11 protein-coding genes are annotated in these 17049 nt (G+C 70.3%); 3 read left to right on the forward strand and 8 right to left on the reverse strand.

Annotation, left to right across the window (positions count from 1 at the left end):
- Positions 1 to 2: 2 nt before the first annotated feature.
- The 8 genes from ACFVXC_RS10405 to ACFVXC_RS10440 all read right to left on the reverse strand — a co-directional run bounded on the left by ACFVXC_RS10405 (position 3) and on the right by ACFVXC_RS10440 (position 9714).
- The gene (locus tag ACFVXC_RS10405) at positions 3 to 2621 is read right to left on the reverse strand and encodes a SpoIIE family protein phosphatase (protein ID WP_389903640.1); all 2619 of its coding nucleotides are present in this window, start codon (positions 2619 to 2621) and stop codon (positions 3 to 5) included.
- 166 nt (positions 2622 to 2787) lie between these two features.
- A complete protein-coding gene (locus ACFVXC_RS10410; protein WP_389903643.1) occupies positions 2788 to 3204 on the reverse strand; it encodes an ATP-binding protein in 417 nt (138 codons plus the stop codon).
- A gap of 213 nt (positions 3205 to 3417) precedes the next feature.
- Positions 3418 to 3804 (reverse strand): (deoxy)nucleoside triphosphate pyrophosphohydrolase, encoded by a 387-nt coding sequence (locus ACFVXC_RS10415; protein WP_389903645.1) that lies wholly within the window; start codon positions 3802 to 3804, stop codon positions 3418 to 3420.
- A gap of 9 nt (positions 3805 to 3813) precedes the next feature.
- Positions 3814 to 4005: an SPOR domain-containing protein gene (locus tag ACFVXC_RS10420; RefSeq protein WP_389903648.1), complete on the reverse strand. Its 192-nt coding sequence runs from the start codon at positions 4003 to 4005 to the stop codon at positions 3814 to 3816.
- A gap of 204 nt (positions 4006 to 4209) precedes the next feature.
- On the reverse strand, positions 4210 to 5904 hold the full coding sequence (locus tag ACFVXC_RS10425; protein WP_389903649.1) for a purine-cytosine permease family protein: 1695 nt from the start codon (positions 5902 to 5904) through the stop codon (positions 4210 to 4212).
- 178 nt (positions 5905 to 6082) lie between these two features.
- Positions 6083 to 6835, reverse strand: a complete 753-nt coding sequence (locus ACFVXC_RS10430; RefSeq protein WP_389903650.1) for a GntR family transcriptional regulator — start codon at positions 6833 to 6835, stop codon at positions 6083 to 6085.
- Positions 6836 to 7029: 194 nt separating this feature from the next.
- Entirely contained in the window at positions 7030 to 8295 is a 1266-nt protein-coding gene (locus tag ACFVXC_RS10435) for an alpha/beta hydrolase fold domain-containing protein (RefSeq protein WP_389903652.1), read from the reverse strand.
- A 171-nt stretch (positions 8296 to 8466) separates the two neighbouring features.
- Positions 8467 to 9714 (reverse strand): DUF4190 domain-containing protein, encoded by a 1248-nt coding sequence (locus tag ACFVXC_RS10440; RefSeq protein ID WP_389903654.1) that lies wholly within the window; start codon positions 9712 to 9714, stop codon positions 8467 to 8469.
- A gap of 266 nt (positions 9715 to 9980) precedes the next feature.
- Between ACFVXC_RS10440 and ACFVXC_RS10445 the strand changes: the two genes are divergently transcribed.
- The 3 genes from ACFVXC_RS10445 (at position 9981) to fxsT (ending at position 17016) form a co-directional block, all read left to right on the forward strand.
- Positions 9981 to 11084, forward strand: coding sequence for a threonine synthase (locus ACFVXC_RS10445; protein WP_389903656.1), 1104 nt, complete (start codon positions 9981 to 9983; stop codon positions 11082 to 11084).
- 239 nt (positions 11085 to 11323) lie between these two features.
- Complete coding sequence (locus ACFVXC_RS10450) at positions 11324 to 12775, forward strand: hypothetical protein (protein ID WP_389903657.1); 1452 nt, start codon at positions 11324 to 11326, stop codon at positions 12773 to 12775.
- Positions 12776 to 13104: 329 nt separating this feature from the next.
- Positions 13105 to 17016 carry an FxSxx-COOH system tetratricopeptide repeat protein gene (gene fxsT / locus ACFVXC_RS10455; RefSeq protein WP_389903659.1) on the forward strand — a complete coding sequence of 1304 codons (3912 nt, stop codon included), beginning with the start codon at positions 13105 to 13107 and terminating at the stop codon, positions 17014 to 17016.
- Positions 17017 to 17049: the final 33 nt, after the last annotated feature.

Below are 17049 nucleotides of genomic sequence, written 5' to 3' on the forward strand. Positions count from 1 at the left end.
CCTCAGAAGAGGCTGAGCAGCGCCTCCGCCGCGTCCATCTGCCGCACCCCGCTGTCCGGCAACGGCAGCTCGAACCACACCGTCTTGCCGCGCGGCGTCCTGCGCGAGCCCCACGCGGCGCTCAGCAGGCCGACCAGCTGCAGCCCCCGGCCGCCCTCGTCCGTGTCACGCGCCCGGCGGCGGCGCGGCTGGACGAGGCCCGCGTCCCAGACCTCGCACACCAGGGTGCGATCGAGCAGGAGACGGACCCGGATGTCGCCTTCGCCGTACCGCAGGGCGTTGGTGACCAGCTCGCTGACCAGCAGTTCGGTCGTGTCGCAGAGTGGTTCAAGGTCCCAGGTGCGCAGTTGCTCGCAGGCCAGCTCGCGCGCCCGGCCGACCGACTTCGGGTCGCGCGGCAGGGTCCAGTCGCCGACGGCCTCGGCGGGCAGACCCTGGATGCGGGCCATGAGCAGCGCGATGTCGTCCTCTCCGTGGTGGGTGTCGAGGGTGTTCAGGACGTGGTCGCAGACGTCCTCAAGGGCGGGCGCGGGGGCGTCGAGAGCGCGTACGAAGGCGTTCAGGCCCTCGTCGAGGGGATGGTGGCGGGATTCGACGAGCCCGTCGGTGTAGAGCGCGAGCAGGGCGCCGTCGGGCAGCTCGACCTCGACCTCCTCGAAGGGCTCGCCGCCGACTCCCAGCGGCATCCCGGGCGGCACGTCGAGCATGAGCGGCGATTCGCCGGGCTCGACGAGTACGGGCGGCAGGTGTCCCGCGTTGGCGAAGGTGCAGCGGCGTGTGACGGAGTCGTAGACCGCGTAGATGCAGGTGGCGAGGTAGACCTCGGAGAGGTCCGTCTCGCTCGCGGAACGCGTCTGGCGGGCCGCTCGCGTGGCCTGCTGGGTGCCTGAGGGGTCGCCTAGGCCGCGGGCGATCTCGTCGAGCGCGGAGAGGACCTCGGCGGGCTCCAGGTCGAGGAGCGCCAAGGTGCGTACGGCGGTGCGCAGTTCTCCCATGGCGACGGCGGCGCGCAGGCCGCGCCCCATGACGTCGCCGACGACAAGGGCGGTGCGGTGGCCCGGCAGTTCGATGACGTCGAACCAGTCGCCGCCGACTTCGGTGGCCGCGTTGCCGGGGAGGTAGCGGCAGGCGATGTCCAGGCCGGACGCCTCGGGGTCGTCGGGCGGGAGCAAGGAGCGCTGCAGTATCAGCGCGCGTTCGTGTTCGCGGCGGTAGAGGCGGGCGTTGTCGATACAGACCGCGGCGCGCGCGGCGAGCTCGACGGCGAGGGCGCGGTCGCGCTCCCCGAAGGGCTCGCTTCCCTTCGTGCGGGAGAACTGGGCGAGGCCGACGACCGTGTCGTGGGCGACCATCGGCACGGCGAGCGTCGACTGGATGAGCCCGCCGGTGAGCCTGCTCGCGGACCCGTCGTCGGCCGCGGAGACGAGCCGGGGGCGTGCGGTGCGCAGGGAGTCGGCGCAGGGCGAGGTGAAGGGGAAACGGTGCACGGCGCCCACGTCTATGGGGTGGCCGCCCTCCGGGAAGGGCGCGTCGGACACGGCGCTCGCGAAGGCGACGCGGCGCAGTTCGGCGCTTCCGTCGGCAAGGCCCGGAGGGGTTTCGTCGCCGTCGAGCAGCCCTTGATAGAGGTCTACGGAGGCGAGGTCGCAGAAGCCGGGGACGGTGACGTCGAGCAGTTCACGTGCGGTCGTCTCCAGGTCGAGGGAGTTGCCGATGCGGGCGCCCGCCTCGTTGAGCAGGGCGAGGTTGCGGCGGGCGTGGGCGGCCTCGCGGGCGGCGGCGTGCCGCCGGGTGACGTCGGTGCCCAGGCCCGCGACGCCGATGGGGCGGCCCGAACCGCTGTGCACGCGGTAGAGATTGATCGACCAGTGCCGGCGTTCGTTGCTGCCGGGTGCGGGGCCGACGAGCTGCATGTCCGTGACGGAGTCGCCGGTCTCCAGGACGCGCTTGAGCGCGGCGGCCATGCGGTCGGCCTCGTGCCGCGGCAGATAGTCGCGGACGGTGCGGCCGCGATGGTCCTCGATGCCGCCCCCGAAGACCGCGGCGAAGCGGCGGTTGGCCCGCTGCACCCTCAGGTCCGTACCGAACAACAGGAAACCGAAGGGAGATTGGCCGAAAATCGCCTGCGACGCGGCGAGGTCGGTCTCGATCTGCCGGAGCGCCCGTACGTCTACGACGATGCAGACGGCGGCCCTTTCGCCGTCCTCCGTCTCGGTCGGCATCACATAGACCTCGGCGACGCCCTCGGACCCCCCGAAGGACCTCGCGTCGGGTCCGTCGGGCTGCCCGGGGGCCCGGAAGGGGACGGACCCGGTCCACTCTCTGCCGTCCAGGATCTCCGCCATCTTGCGGTGCCCTGTGCTGCGCAGCTCGGGCGCGACGAAGGCCTCTATCGGGTCCCTGCCCACGGCATCGTGCGCAGGGACTCCGAACAGCCGCTCGGCCCGCCGGCTCCACTGGTCGATGAGGCCGTCCGGACCGATCGAGAACGAGGCCACCTTGATGTAGTCGTAGATCGATCCGGGCGGGCTGCTCTGCCACACCACGTCATCCGCAGCTACGCCCCTAGCGTCACCCGACGGACCGTCCTGCCCCGTCGCCTTCGCTGGTATCTCGCTCACGCGAACCGTCCCCTCCAGCTCACCACGTCCGGCACCGGTCACCGGATGCGGCTGCCCGCAGTATCCAGCACTACGGAGCCATGCCACACGGCGTTCACGATCACAGCACGGACTCAACTCTTTCTGGCCCGTGGCCGTCTTGTGTCCGCCCCACGCTGCCAGTCTTCTAACCCGGCAGCACCAGCTCGAACCACACCGTCTTCCCCGTATTCCCCGTCCTGCCCTGTCGTGTCCCCCAGCGCCGCGACACACGGGCCACCAGCTGGATACCCCTGCCCCCCTCGTCATCAGGGGCGGCGTCGCGCTCATGGGGCGGGTCGGGAAGCGGATCGGACACCTCTACGAGGAGGGTGCCCAACGGTCCGGCAGTGCGTACGAGGCGTACGCCGATAGGGCCCGAGGCGTGCCGCAGGGAGTTGGTCACCAGCTCGCTCACGAGGAGGACGGTGATGTCGCCGATGGCGGCGAGGTCCCAGTCGCCGAGCTGCTCGCGGACGACGGCACGGGCTGTGCGCACGGCGCCCGGGTCCGCGGGAAAATCCCACTCGGCACAGTCGCCTTCGGTGTCGATCACGCCGATCACTTCCAGACCAGCAACAGCGGACCCTTGTCCGGTTTCATGGGGTTAATGGGCACATACCCCATATACCGCCGGAATTACCGCTCACCAAGGCGCACTGTGGCACGAACGGCGTAGGTGGGGCTCAAGCGCCGGGAGACGTCACCTCGCGCGCTCCCCCACTCGGGGGCACTCGATCAGTCAGCGGCGCCCGGTCACTCCACGGCACCCGACCGCTCAGCGGCACTCGACCGCGGCCGCCACCGCGGGGACGTCCGCGTCCAGCCACTCCACGGACCAGACCTCGTCAGGGGAGAGCCAGCGCAGTTCGTCGTGGTCCTGAAGGGGCTCGGGGGCTCCGGAGATGAGCTTCACCGTCCACACCCACAGGACGTATCCCGGCTTGAGCGGCCACTGGCCCGGCACTCTCGCGACCGGTTCGGCGTCGACGCCCAGCTCCTCGCGCAACTCCCGCGTCAGGGCTTCCTCGGGCAGTTCGCCGGGCTCGACCTTCCCGCCGGGCAGTTCCCAGCGGCCCGCGAGCTCAGGGGGTGCGCTGCGCCGCGCGGCGAGGAGGCGCCCTTCGTCGTACAGGGCGGCGCCCACCACGATCCGTTCCGTCATAGCCGGAGCCTATGCGGTCGGCGCGCTGCCGTTCCGGCTGAGGTTCTCCACCCAGTACAGCTGCTGCTGTCCGCGTTCGTCGAGGCTGTTCGCGATCTTCTCGGCCTCGGCCTTCGTGGCGTACCTGCCCACCCTGTAGCGGTTGCCGTTGTCGTCCTGGCGTATCACGAGCCAGGGAAGCACGACCGTTCCGTCATTCATCGCACCCCTCCGCTCGCGGCACCGGCGTGCGCCACGCCTCGATCAATAAGGAAACCGCACTCCGCATATGCCCGAGCCTACGCCCGACCTTCACTCAGCGGATACGACTTTGCACGAAGAGGTACTCAATTGGCCACCACCAAGGGGGCGCACCCTGCCGGGTCCGCCCCCTGTCGGCAACCGTTCAGCCGGTATGGGCCCGCATCACTCGGCGCGCACCGTCGGCATCGGCATGAGCACCGGCGCAGGCGACGGCGACGTACGGCAGGCGTCCTCGCACTCCGCGTCCAACGAACAGCACAGCGAGCAGATCGGGCCCGACTGGACCGGGCAGTCCGCGATGTCGGGGAGTTCGTACGCCGTCTCGCAGACGCCGCACGTGTGCGTGGCCGTCACGTCGGGGACATCGACGTGCGGACCGTTCACCGGGTTCGGACGCGCCAGGTAGTACTTGCCCTTCGTCGCCCAGGCGATCAATGGGCAGAGAGTGACGGCGAGACCGGCCGCGATGAACGTCGAGAAGGCTTCCGCGTACTCCCCGAAGAGACCGAAGAACGCCAGGATCGACACCACGGAGGCGATCAGCATCGAGCCGAAGCCCGCGGGGTTCACCGCGTAGAGGTAGGCCCTCTTGAACTCGATGTACGGGGGACTCCAGCCCATCCTCTTGTTGATGACGAGGTCGGCGGCGACCGCCACGATCCACGCGATGCCGACGTTCGAGTAGAAGCCGAGCAGCTTGTTGAGGGCCGCGAACATGTTCATCTCCATCAGCGTCAGCGCGATGGCGAGGTTGAGGAAGATGTACCAGACCCGGCCCGGGTGCTTGTGCGTGATGCGGGAGAAGAAGTTCGACCAGGACAGCGAGCCGCTGTAGGCGTTGGTCACATTGATCTTGATCTGCGAGACGATCACGAAGAGGGCCGCTGCGGGCAGCGCGAAGGAGCCGAGCCAGGGTTTCAGGGCCTCGATCTGCGGAGCGATCGGCTCCAGGGCGTGCGTCTTGCCGATGGCCTCCAGGGCCACGAACGCCAGGAGCGCGCCGCCGAGCTGCTTGGCCGCGCCGATGATGACCCAGCCGGGGCCCGCCGCGAGAACGGCCAGATTCCAACGCCTCTTGTTCTGCTCGGTCTTCGCCGGCATGAAGCGCAAATAGTCAGCCTGCTCGCCGATCTGGGCGATGAGCGAGAGCGCGACGCCCGTGCCGAGCCCGAAGGCGACCCAGGAGAAGCCGTTGCCCGCGCCCTCGGTGCCCCCGAAGGAGGCGAAGGCTCCCCAGGCGTCCGGCGCCTCGAAGGCGAGCACCACGAAGGGCAGCACCATCCCGACGAGCCAGATCGGCTGCGTCCAGGCCTGCACCTTGGCCAGGGCGCCCATGCCGCGGAAGACGATCGGGATCACGATGAGCGTCGTGATCAAGTAGCCGAACTCCACCGGGAGCCCGACGGCCTGATGCATGGCCTGGGCCATGATCGAGCCTTCGAGCGCGAAGAAGATGAACGTGAACGAGGCGTAGATCAGTGACGTCAGCGTCGAGCCGAAGTATCCGAAGCCCGCGCCCCGGGTCACCAGGTCCATGTCGAGGCCGTACTTGGCGCAGGCCCGCGCGATCGGGATGCCGGTGACGAAGATGATCGTCGCGGCACACAGGATCGAGGCGAGTCCACTGGTGAAGCCGTAGGTGAAGACGATGGACGCGCCGATCGCGAAGTCCGCGAGATAGGCGATGCCGCCGAGCGCGGTCGAGGCGACCATCGTCGGCGACCAGCGCCGGAAGGAGTGCGGCGCGTACCGCAGGGAGTAGTCCTCGCGGCTCTCGTCGGCCGCCATCTTCGCGTAGCTGCGCTTGGGCGGTGGTCCTGCGGCGGCGCTGGTGTCGCGGGTGGCCGTATCCGTCATGAGGGTTCCTGTCGTCCGACCGGATTGCGGGTACGGGCGATGAAGTTAGGAGCCGTTCATGACAAGTTGCCGTCGGGCGTGATTGCTCCGGCGTTACGGAAGCCGGGCGCGCGTTAACTCGCGATCACGGCGGGCGGACGGGCCCGTCCGGATTCCGGGCGTACACCGCAGGGCGGGGTCATCTCACCGGCAGGTGGTATGCGATCCGATACCGGTCCGCGGGCACCACGACGTCGGCCGTCTCGACCGGCCTGCCCGACGCGTAGTACGTCCGCTGCACGACGATCACCACATGGCCGGGGACACCGCCGAGCGACATGAGCTCCTCCGCGAGACCAGGGCGCGCGCCGACCTCCTCCGCGACGTTGTCCACGACCACGTCGATGGCCGCCATGCGCTCGACCACTCCGCAGCCGCCGAGCGGCCCCTCTTCGGGGAGCATCACCGGAGTGCGTCCGGTGACGGCGAGGGGCTCCCAGGAGGTGGAGAGCATCATGACCTCGCCCGCGTCGCGGTAGACGTACCTCGTGCACATCACGCGGTCGCCCGCGCGGACGCCGAGGCGCTCGGCGACCGCACTGCTCGCCTCCGCCTGTTCGCTGCGGGACTCCCAGGTGCCGCGCGCGCCGTCCTCCGCCTGCTCCTGCCGGAAGGGCGTCGAGCCGCCGGAGGTCCGGTAGCCCGTGCGCGCCACGCGGCGGGGCACGGGTCGTTCGCGCACATAGGTGCCGGATCCGGAACGTCCTTCGACCAGGCCTTCGGCCATCAGGACCTTGCGGGCCTCCAGGGCGACCGTGTCCGACACCCCGTACTCCTCGCGGATCCTGGCCTGCGAGGGGAGCCGGGTGTGCGGCGGCAGCGAACCGTCGACGATCTTCTTGCGGAGATCACCCGCGACACGCAGATACGCCGGCTGTTCACCGAAAGTCACTGGCCACTCCCATCAGGTTGACAGACAGCAACAGCCTGGCAACCGACGGTTGTTGGCCGCAACCCGAGGCCAAAGAATCACCCGAAGTGATGATTTCCGGGTGGGCAGGTCTTTACGCAGGAGCTTTCCACAGCTATGGCGGTCTCGTTCCCGTTGGAACGATCACGTTCTCGCGACGATCCAGGAGACGGCGATCAGACGCTCTCGCCACGGATGGCGAGGAAGCGGGAAATCGCCGATCTCGCGATCTGACTCCCCCATCCGCCCCAGTTCACGTCGAAGCAGTGGTCCGCCCAGGGCAGTTCGACATACGTCGCGGGGGCCCCCGCCGCGTCGAGTCGCCGCGCCAGCTCCCGGGCCTGCGCCACCGGCACCGCGCGGTCCGCGCTGCCGTGCAGCAGGAGCGTGGGCGGCACGTCGGTCCGTACGAGCTTCGCGGGCGAACCCAGCAGGTAGCGGGCGGGGACGGCCTTCGCCGAACCGCCCATCAGACGCGGGATCATGGGGTCGCCGCGCAGCGCGGTCCCGGCGATGAGGCGCCCCATGTCGGTCGGCCCGTAGAGGGAGATCACCCCGGCGACCGAACTGTCACGCACCGCACAGGAGGCGGGGACGCGGTCATCACCCTCCGTGTAGGCGGCGGAGAGGGCGAGATTGCCGCCCGCCGAACTCCCCGCGAGGACAAGGCGGTCCGGATCGACGCCGTACGCGCGCGCGTGCCGTCGCACCCAGCCCACGGCACACTTCACGTCGCCGATCTGGTCGAGCTGGGTCACGCGGGGCGCGAGCCGGTAGTCGATGTCGAAGACCGACCAGCCGCGCGCGTTGAACCAGTGGTTCCACGCGGGGCTCTGACTCCGGTGCCCCTTGTTCCAGCCCCCTCCGTGCACCCAGACCACGGCCGGATGACGCACTCCCTCCCGCTTCGGCAGGGTCCAGAGGTCCAGCTTGCCGCGCTGCTCACCGATGCGGGCGTAGCGGCGCGTACGGCCGCCGTCGGGGGCCTTGGCGTAGTTGATGCCGTCGAAGTAGGCGGTGGGGGCCAGGGATTGTCCGTAGTCCTGGGCTGTTCGGCAGGCGGCGGCGTACGGCATGACTCCGTAGACGAGCGCGACGAACGCCGTAAGGACGGCGAGTCCTGCGCACCAGGGGTGCCGTCGCCCCGCGAGCGCTCCGACCGTCAGGCCGATGGCCGCGGACGGCACGAGTACGAGCCCCCAGGAGGTGACCGCCGCCGCGACGAGCACCAGGAGCGGGACGCGGGGCAGCGGCGCCGCGACGAGCACGGCGAGGGCGGCGTTCAGGAGGGCGACGGCGACCAGGAGCCCGCGGGAGAGGTGCGCGCCGCACGAAACCCTGGGCTCTTTCCTGCCGTTGTGGCTACCCCTTCGGGGAGAGTCCGGTGCCGCGGGCCCCGGAACGCGCTGGGGCGCGACGGTCGGCGTCATGACGGTCGTCACGCCGAAGAACTATCACAGAAGCGGACAAAAAGCCCTTAGGGTGAGTGGCGCGAGACGGGTCCGAGGACGGTCTGGGGGCGGCCCGAGGACGGTCCCATTACGGCCCGCGGACGGCCCGCGGACGGTCTGACGGTGGCCCGAGAGGGCACGAGCAACGACCGGGCCCGCTCGTCACACCGCGAAGCCCTCCCCCTCTCCGCCGCCCTCATGACTCCCGCCGTCGCGCCCTCGGTTCGCGTCACGAGGCGAAGTGGTCGCCAGGCCCAGGGGCTTGCGCGCCGCCACCTCGCGCTCGCCGCCGACATGCCGCTGCGCCGGCACGTAGTAGGCACCGAAGTCGTCGGCGTCCTTGGCGGTGGACGCCTTCTTCCACTGCTCGCGGTTCCGGTCGATCGCTTCGAGAAGGGCGGTGACGTCGGCGTCCGCCTTCGTGGGCCAGTCGTGCGCGCGCAGCAGCCGCGCCTGCTCGGCGAGGCCCTTCTCGACGCGGCCCGCCCACTCCTTGTGGCCCGGCAGGTCCTCCTCGACATCCTCCGTCTCGGGATCGGTGCCGAACGCCTCGTAGAGGGCCTTGTCCGCCTTCAGGTAGGCGAGCTGGTCGGCGTCGAGGTTCGTGCCGTCGCTGCGCAGCGAGCCCTTCAGGGTGCGCTTCTCCTCCGCGTCACCGAAGAGACAGGTGACGTCACGGTCTCCTTGGCGCCAGGTGTCCCGGTCGGGCACGAAGTAGTTGATCTCCGCGTCGCCCCAGTCGGTCCAGGTGTCGAGGACGTAGCCGGCCTGGAGACCGACGCAGTTCTTCTCGGCGATGGAGGCGAGTTCGGAGTCGCCGGGGAAGCTCACGTGGTTCACCGGGAACGAAGCGAAGACCTCACCGTCGTGCCGCGACGAACAAGGCACCGTGTCGACCTGGAAGGCGTACTCGGCCCCTCCGAGCTTGCCGCCCGGGACGTTGAAGCACTCCCCCTTGTCGACCGGGAACCCGGAGCCGCTCCGGGCGGCATCACGCGCCCCCTGCCGGAAGCCGTCCATGAAGTCGTGTGCGGCCCCGGTGGCGACGGCGAGCACAAGGAGCACGATGCCGACCACGGAGAGGACGCTGCCCGCGATCGCCAGGCCCTTGCCGCGCTCCCCCTTCTTCGAGATCTGCGCGAGCGCGACGAGACCGAGGACCAGGCCGACGGCGGGCAGGAAGCAGAGGACGCCCAGGACGAGCGAGGCGATCGCGAAACCGTTGACCGGAGGGCGGGAGTACGGGGAGTACTGGCCGGGCCACCGCTGGTACGGCACCTGGGGCCCGCCCGCGTACGGCCCTTGGGGTCCGCCCGGGTACGGAGGCTGCGCGGGCGGCGGCCCGTAAGGGGCCTGCCCGTACGGCTGCTGGGGGCGGCCGCCGAGGTCGGGCGGCGGGGGTATGTCCACGGGTGACGTGCTCCTGGTTCGGACGGGTCAGTCGGTGCGGGCGGGGCTTCGCATCGAATGAGCGTACGCAAGGCGCACCTCGTCCTCGCGTACCGGCGTAGCGAGAGGTCACCCCCAGGGGGATGAGCCGCGGGAATCCCACCAGGGGCGGGGCCGGGGCCGGGGTCAGGACCGGGGTCAGGACCGGGGTCAGGACCGGGGGCGACATGACCGCCACGCACCCGTCATGACGCATCCGCCCCAACTGCCGCAACTAGCCTGCCGACATGACAGCATTGCCGGATTGCTTCTGCCCCACCGACGGAACCCGTGTCCCAGCGGGCACTCTCGCCTGGTGCTGCCCCGTCTGCCGCGGCCCCCTCGACCTGGACTTCTCCCCCAATCCAGCGCCGCTGAAGTCCCTCACCGGAAGAGTCAATTCGCTGTGGCGGTACGCGGAGTCCCTGCCGCTGCCCGCCCCCGCGTTCTCGCTCGGCGAGGGCCGCACGCCGCTCGTACCGCTGGACGGCGCGATCTCGGCCAAGCTCGACTTCCTGATGCCGACGCTCTCCTTCAAGGACCGCGGCGCGGTCGTGCTCGCCGCGCTCGCGCTGCGGCTCGCCCCTGAGCGCGTCATCGCCGACAGCAGCGGCAACGCGGGCACGGCGGTAGCCGCGTACTGCGCGCGGGCCGGGCTGCCCTGCACCGTGTACGTCCCCGAGGGCACGTCGCCGAAGAAGCTGGAGCAGATCGGCGCGCACGGGGCGCGGCTCGAAGTCGTCCCCGGTGACCGTGAGCAGACGGCACGGACGGCACGGGAGGCGGCCGACGCACCCGGCACCTTCTACGCCTCGCACGTCCACAATCCTTACTTCCTGCAAGGCACCAAGACGTACGTCCACGAGCTCTGGGAGGACCTGGGGGGCCGCCTACCGGACGCGCTCGTCGTGCCCGTGGGCAACGGCACCCTGCTGCTCGGCGCTGCACTCGCGGTACGTGAGCTGCACGCGGCGGGCCTGATCGCGAAGGCCCCCACGCTGTACGCCGTGCAGGCGGCGGCCGTCTCCCCGCTGGCCGAAGCCTGGCACGCGGGCGCCGACGAGCCCCTGGGCACCACCCCGATGGCGCCCACGCTCGCGGAGGGCATCGCGATTCCGCGTCCGCCGCGCGCCCGGCAGATCCTGCGGGCGGTACGCGGATCCGGTGGCGCCTTCCTGACGGTGACGGAGGACCAGATCCGCTCCGCCCAGCGGGATCTGGCGAAACGCGGCCTGTACGTCGAGGCGACCGGGGTGGCCTGCTGGGCGGCCGTACGGGACGGCGCTCTCGGCGAGCGCACCGCGGTGGTGCCGCTGTGCGGGGCGGGTCTGAAATCCGGCCTCGCGCCCTGAACCATCGCCGGCTGCATCGTCCGCGGTCGCATTACCACCGAATGACCCCGCCGCCGACCGCACTCATCCGCGAATGGCCGGAGGCCTGCCCTGAGTTGGGCCGCGGCCGTACGCTTGTCGGCACCATCGACACGACGGTGCCGCACCATCGGTACATGAGTGCTGACTGCTGAACTACTGATGGCGATCGGGAGGTCACGGGGGTGGAAGCGCGCAGCCCGGCGAGGGTTCGACATGAATTGGTCGCCGACATCGTCGACGTACTGCAGGAATCGGGGACGCTACGGCAGGAGAACAGCGCCGACTTATGGGTACGCATGCTGAGCGACGAGCTGGCGTGCCCCGTGGCCCCCTTGCGCAACGCGGCGCTTCGGCCGTGGCTGCTCCACCTGGTGGAACAGTGCGCGGACGTCCCTGACGGGCTGCCGTGTCTGGTGCGCTGCCTGAAGTACCTGGAACAGCGGTCTTCCGCCATTCTGTCGCTGCTGCGGCTTGTGGACGAATGGGAGGCCGTGGAGTTCTTCGACGGCGCCGACCTGCATCCCTTGCGGCCCGTTCTGCGGGACATGCGCTCGTCGGCGGGACTCGCCGCCCTTGCCCGGCGTGCCAGCCGGTCGCGCACACAGGAAATGCCCGCGTGGTGCGACACGGGATGGGCAGTCTTTCTACGACTCGCGGGCGACAACACCGCCGCGAAGGAACTCCCGGTGAGCATGGCGTTCCTGGTTCTGGCCGCCGAACGGCTCGTGGAGGACGGACAGATGGAGGCAGCGGAGACCCTGCGTCGCTGGAACCGTCAGCAGGCCAGGGCGTGGGGCCTTGAGGACCAGATCGCCGACTGGCAGCGCAGCGGCATGACGCAGCAGGCACCGGGGCCCATGGTGCCCGCCTATCTGATGATCCAGTTCGAGCCCGACGGAGTGGACCCCGACCGCTATTTCCTCTCCCACTGGCGGCAGTCGGACGCCGAGGGCTGGCATCCCGTACCGGGCGAGACCCTCCACCTGCACCGCGACGAACTGCCCGCCGAGGTCGAGGTCCTCATCGAGCAGACCGAGGAGCGGTGGGCCGACCTGCGGCAACCGGTCGTCCTGGAATTCATCCTCCCGTGGGAATTGCTCGGCGAACCGGTGGAGTGGTGGCACAAGGAGTCCTCCTCCTCGTCACCGACGCCCCTGGTGATGGACTACGCGGTCCTGATCCGCAGTTTCGAGCGCCTGCGCAAGGCCGCCTGGCACCGTCCCTGGCACAAGAAATGGCGCCAGCTCAAAGAACAACCCGCCGACAGCCACTCGTACTTCAATCCTCCCGGCCAGTCGCACTTCCACCTGGAGCGCGAGCTGAAGGAGGACGACCGCGCGGTCTGTCTGGTCCTGAGCCAGCCACCGGGGACCGACTCTCCCGCGGGCCACCAGGAGTTCATGGCCGGGCTGCGGGCCGGGGTGCCCGCGATGATCTGGCACCGGGGCGACTGCGGTGACCCGGCCTTCAAGGAAGCGGTCGCCGAGATGGTCCAGGACCGGGGCCTGTCCAGCCTGGTCTCGCGCGCCGGAAATTGGCGCAAGGAGGCTCTGGCGCTCGGTCCCGAGGGCTGGGACAACCACGTGGGGCGCCATCTGGCGATCCTGCTCGACGATCCGGAACGCAGACCCGGGCCGCCCGGCCCCGACCGTGCGCCGGTGACGAATTGAACGGGCACGTCGAGCGCATGCCCGTGAACCTCCCGCACACGGCGACAGGAGGTGCCGTTCCGTGAACCAGCCGGCCTCCGCTGCCGTGCGGCTGTCACCCGGCACGAATTCCGCTGCCTCAGGCACAATCTTCCCTGCCGTGGGCGCGACTCTTCCTGCCGAATGCGCGACTTCTAGCACGATTTCCGCGCCCTGGGGCCCATGCGGCCGTACCCCCTTGCTCGCAGCGCGGGCGCGCTGTCACGCTGCGCCTGTGGACGTCACGCATGCCCGCTCTCTGCGGGACTCCGCACAACCGTTCTGGCCGCCACGACGCCTTGAGGGCGCATATGCATGACGACCATGACAACGGAGGGCGACGGCAGGGACCGGCCACGCGGGCACGTCGTGAGGCCGCGTCCGTTCTCGGCCGACTCGGACATGCCGAGCCCGGCCGGTCGGGCAGACAGGAGCGCGCCGAGGCGGTCCTCGTCATCGACAGCCACGTGACGATGAAGGTGTGGCAGCAGGCGGTCGACGACCTGGTCGCCGAGCTGAACCGCGAAGGGGACTTCGCGCGCGTACGCGTGCTGCGCCTGCACGGCACCGACGAGACCGACCCCGCCCGCGTGCGGCCGGAGGAACCGCTCGGCGGCGCCGGTGACACGCGCCGCGTGATCCTCGTACTGACCGACGGCCTCGCGGCCGGATGGCGGTCGGGCGCGGTCCTGCCTCTCCTGCGCGTCTGGGGGCGGGGCCGGCCGGTCGCCGTCGTCCATGTACTCCCGCAGCACCTGTGGTTCCGTACGGGCCTGGACGTCTGGCGGGTGCGGCTGCGTGCCGCGCGCGCCTGGGCGGCCAACAACGAACTCGACTGGGAGCTGCGCGAGGCCCCGGTGGAGTCGCACGACCCGGACGAGCCCGAGGTCGACGGGGACGCGGTCCTCGTGCCGGTCCTCGCGCTGACCAACCGCTGGGCCGAGGCCTGGACCCAGCTCGTCATGGGCCCCGAGCCGCGATGGCTGGAGATGTCCGCCATCCGGGCGCGGGAGTGGAAGCGCCGGCCCGACGCGGCGCGCGCCCTGCCCTGGACGGACGGTGTCCCCGACCCGAGCAGCACGGTGCCCGCGGCGGAGCGCGTGTCGGACTTCCGCGCCGGTGCGTCGCCCACGGCTTTCACCCTGGCGACGCGTCTGTCCGCCGTGCCCCTGAGCCTCCCCCTCATCGGCAAGGTTCTTGGGACCACACCGGGCGCGGGTCCGGTGCACGCGTCGGAACTGCTGATGAGCGGCCTGGTGCGGCCCAGTGGGACAGGGGGCGACGACGTGACGGACGTGGCGTTCTCCTTCGCTCCCGACATCCGCGAAGAGCTGCTCGCACTGGGCCGCCGCAGTGACACGGCACGGATCCTGCACGACGTACGCGCGTTATTGGCGGGCGACGGAACAGGAGCACCCTCGCCGCTCCCCTCCCCCGCCGAACCCCTTGACACCCTGGCCATGCCCCGGGTGAACAGTCGCAACATCGGCTTCCTCCGCGTGGAACTCGCCGCGCTGAGAGCACTCTCCGGACGTTTCATGCAGCGCGCCGCCCTGCTCGCGGGGGTACTTGGCTGGCACGATCGTCGATACGCAGTCAGCCTGGCGAAAAGCGGTGGAACCTCCGTCCCCCAGCACGCCCTTGAAGGAGCATCAGCGATGTCGACTACGCCTCAGCAAACGGTGGAGGGGGACCGCACATCACAGCCGCGTGTCTGGGGAAACCTACCGCCGAGGAACCCCAATTTCACCGGCCGCACAGAGCTCCTCGAACTGCTCGGCGAACGTCTGCGCGAAGGCACGACCACGGTCCTTCCCGAGGCGATCCACGGCATGGGCGGCGTGGGCAAGACCCAGCTCGCCATCGAATACGCGTACCGGCACCAGAGCGAGTACGACATCGTCTGGTGGATCCCCTCCGAGCGGCCGGGCCAGATCGGTCAGGCCCTGGTGGAACTGGCCGGGCGCCTGGGCCTGGAGACCAGCACCGAGGCGAACATCGCAGGCCCCGCGGTGCGTGAGGCGCTGCGCGAGGGCCGCCCCTTCTCGCGCTGGCTGCTGATCTTCGACAACGCCGACAACCCCGAGCAGGTACGCCACTATTTCCCCACCGGAGGCAACGGCACGATCCTGGTGACCTCCCGCAACCGGCGATGGGGTCTTGTCGGCGGCTCGCTCGAAGTGGACGTCTTCACCCGCGAGGAGAGCAAGGAACTCCTGCGCCACTCCGGGCCGCCCCTCCAGGAGGAGGAGGCCGACCGGCTCGCCGAGGCGCTGGGAGACCTGCCGCTCGCCCTTGAGCAGGCAGCCGCGTGGCGTGCGGAGACGGGCATGCCCGCATCCGAGTATCTGCGCCTCTTCGAGAACAAGCGCACCGAACTCCTGGAGACGTCCCCGCCCCCGGACTACCAGCTGCCGGTCGCGGCCGCCTGGAACGTCTCACTCGACCACCTGGAGACCCGCAGCCTCTCGGCCCTGCGCCTGCTGCAGCTCTGCTCGTACTTCGCTCCGGACCCGATCTCGCGGTCCATCTTCTCCGGCCTCGGGAACAGCAGCATCTTCCCCGAGCTCGACGCGACCCTGAACGACCCGATGCGGCTCGCGCGCGCCATAAGGGAGGTCAACCGCTACTCCCTGGCCCGCATCGACCACCGTACGAACTCCATCGAGATGCACCGCCTCGTACAGCTCGTCCTGAACAACCGCATGACGCCCGAGGAGCAGTCCCGCATGCGTCACGGCGCCCACACCCTGCTGGCCGCCGCGGACCCGAAGGCGCCCACCACGGCGGCGAACTGGCCGCGCTACGCGGAGCTCTACGGCCACGTCATCGCCTCCGACGCCATCAAATCGGACCAGCCCTGGGTGCGTCAGCTCGTCATGAACGTCGCCCGGTATCTCTACCACTGGGGCGACCACGAGGTGTCGCTCGACTTCTCCGAACAGGCCTGGGAGACGTGGCAGAGCGTCTTCGGCGAGGAGGACCAGCAGACGCTGCTCATGGGGCAGTGGCTCTGCTACATCTACTGGGTTCTCGGGCGGCACGGCGAAGCCGTCGAACTGGTCGCCAAGCTCAAGGAGATCTACGAGCGCACGGCTCCCGCGGGACGCGAGGACGTCCGCGAGGACGCACTGGCCGCGATCGGCCTGGAGGCCGCGGTGCGCCGTGTCGAGGGCGAATTCGCCCTCGGGGCCCAGCTGGACGCGACGGTCTACGAGCGGGCACGCAGGGCGTTCGGCGAGGAGGACCCCACGACCCTCGACGCCGCCCACAACCTCGGCACGAGCCTGCGCCTCGTCGGAGACTTCCGTCAGGCCCTCGAACTCGACGAGAGCACCCTCGCGCTGCGCCTGCGCGTCCTCGGCCAGGATCACTCGCGGACCCTGATGACGGAGAACAACGTCGCCATCGACGTACGCGAGAGGGGCGACTACGTCGGTGCCCGCGCCCGCCAGCAGGCCGTCCTCGACGCCTACCGCGACGTGTTCGGCAGCGGCAACCCCTCGACCATCCACACCATGCGCCAGCTCAGCGAGGCCTCCCGCAAGGCCGGCGACCACGCGCAGTCCCTGGAACTCGCCACGGAGGCGTACTCGAAGTTCTCCCGCCGGTACGGCGACACCCACCCCTCGTCGCTGTCCGCCGCCCTGACCCTGTCGGTGGCCCTGCGCCAGAACGGCGACCTGAACGCGGCACGCGAGCGCGGCATCAAGGCCTGCCAGGAGTACCGCAACATCTTCTCGCCGCAGCACCCGCATGTCCTGTCCGCGGACGTCGACCTCGCCGTCACCCTGCGCCTTCTCGGTCAGCCCGCCGAGGCCAAGCGCCTCGACGAGGCCGCGCTCGCCTCGCTGGCCGAACGCCTGGGCGAGGCCCACCCCATCGTCCTCGCCACCGCCATCAACCTGGCCAGTGACCTGGCCGCCCTCGGCGACCACCATGCGGCCCACGAGCTCGGGCACCGGACGTTGGAGCACTGCCGCATCACCTTCGGCGACGACCACCCCACCACGCTCGCGTGCGCGGGCAACCTCGCGATGGACCTGATCGAGCTGGGCGCGGAGACCGAGGGCGCCGCGCTGCGCGCCGACACCCTGGCCCGGATGGAACGCGTACTCGACGCGCCACGGCTCCTCGTGGAGCCCGGCGCCCCGCACCCCGCCACGCTCCAGGCCAAGGCGGGCCAGCGGGCCAACTGCGACATCGACCCGGTGCCGCTGTAGCCGACGGGCGAAGGGGCGGGTGACACACACCCG

The organism is Streptomyces sp. NPDC058257 (genome assembly GCF_042881845.1).
Lineage (GTDB): Bacteria > Actinomycetota > Actinomycetes > Streptomycetales > Streptomycetaceae > Streptomyces.

What these genes read in the sequence shown, in the direction of transcription:
- ACFVXC_RS10415 (WP_389903645.1), bottom strand. Translation starts at nt 3,804, where the DNA reads ATGACGGAACGGATCGTGGTGGGCGCCGCCCTGTACGACGAAGGGCGC.
- ACFVXC_RS10420 (WP_389903648.1), bottom strand. Translation starts at nt 4,005, where the DNA reads ATGAATGACGGAACGGTCGTGCTTCCCTGGCTCGTGATACGCCAGGAC.
- ACFVXC_RS10425 (WP_389903649.1), bottom strand. Translation starts at nt 5,904, where the DNA reads ATGACGGATACGGCCACCCGCGACACCAGCGCCGCCGCAGGACCACCG.
- ACFVXC_RS10445 (WP_389903656.1), top strand. Translation starts at nt 9,981, where the DNA reads ATGACAGCATTGCCGGATTGCTTCTGCCCCACCGACGGAACCCGTGTC.
- fxsT (WP_389903659.1), top strand. Translation starts at nt 13,105, where the DNA reads ATGCATGACGACCATGACAACGGAGGGCGACGGCAGGGACCGGCCACG.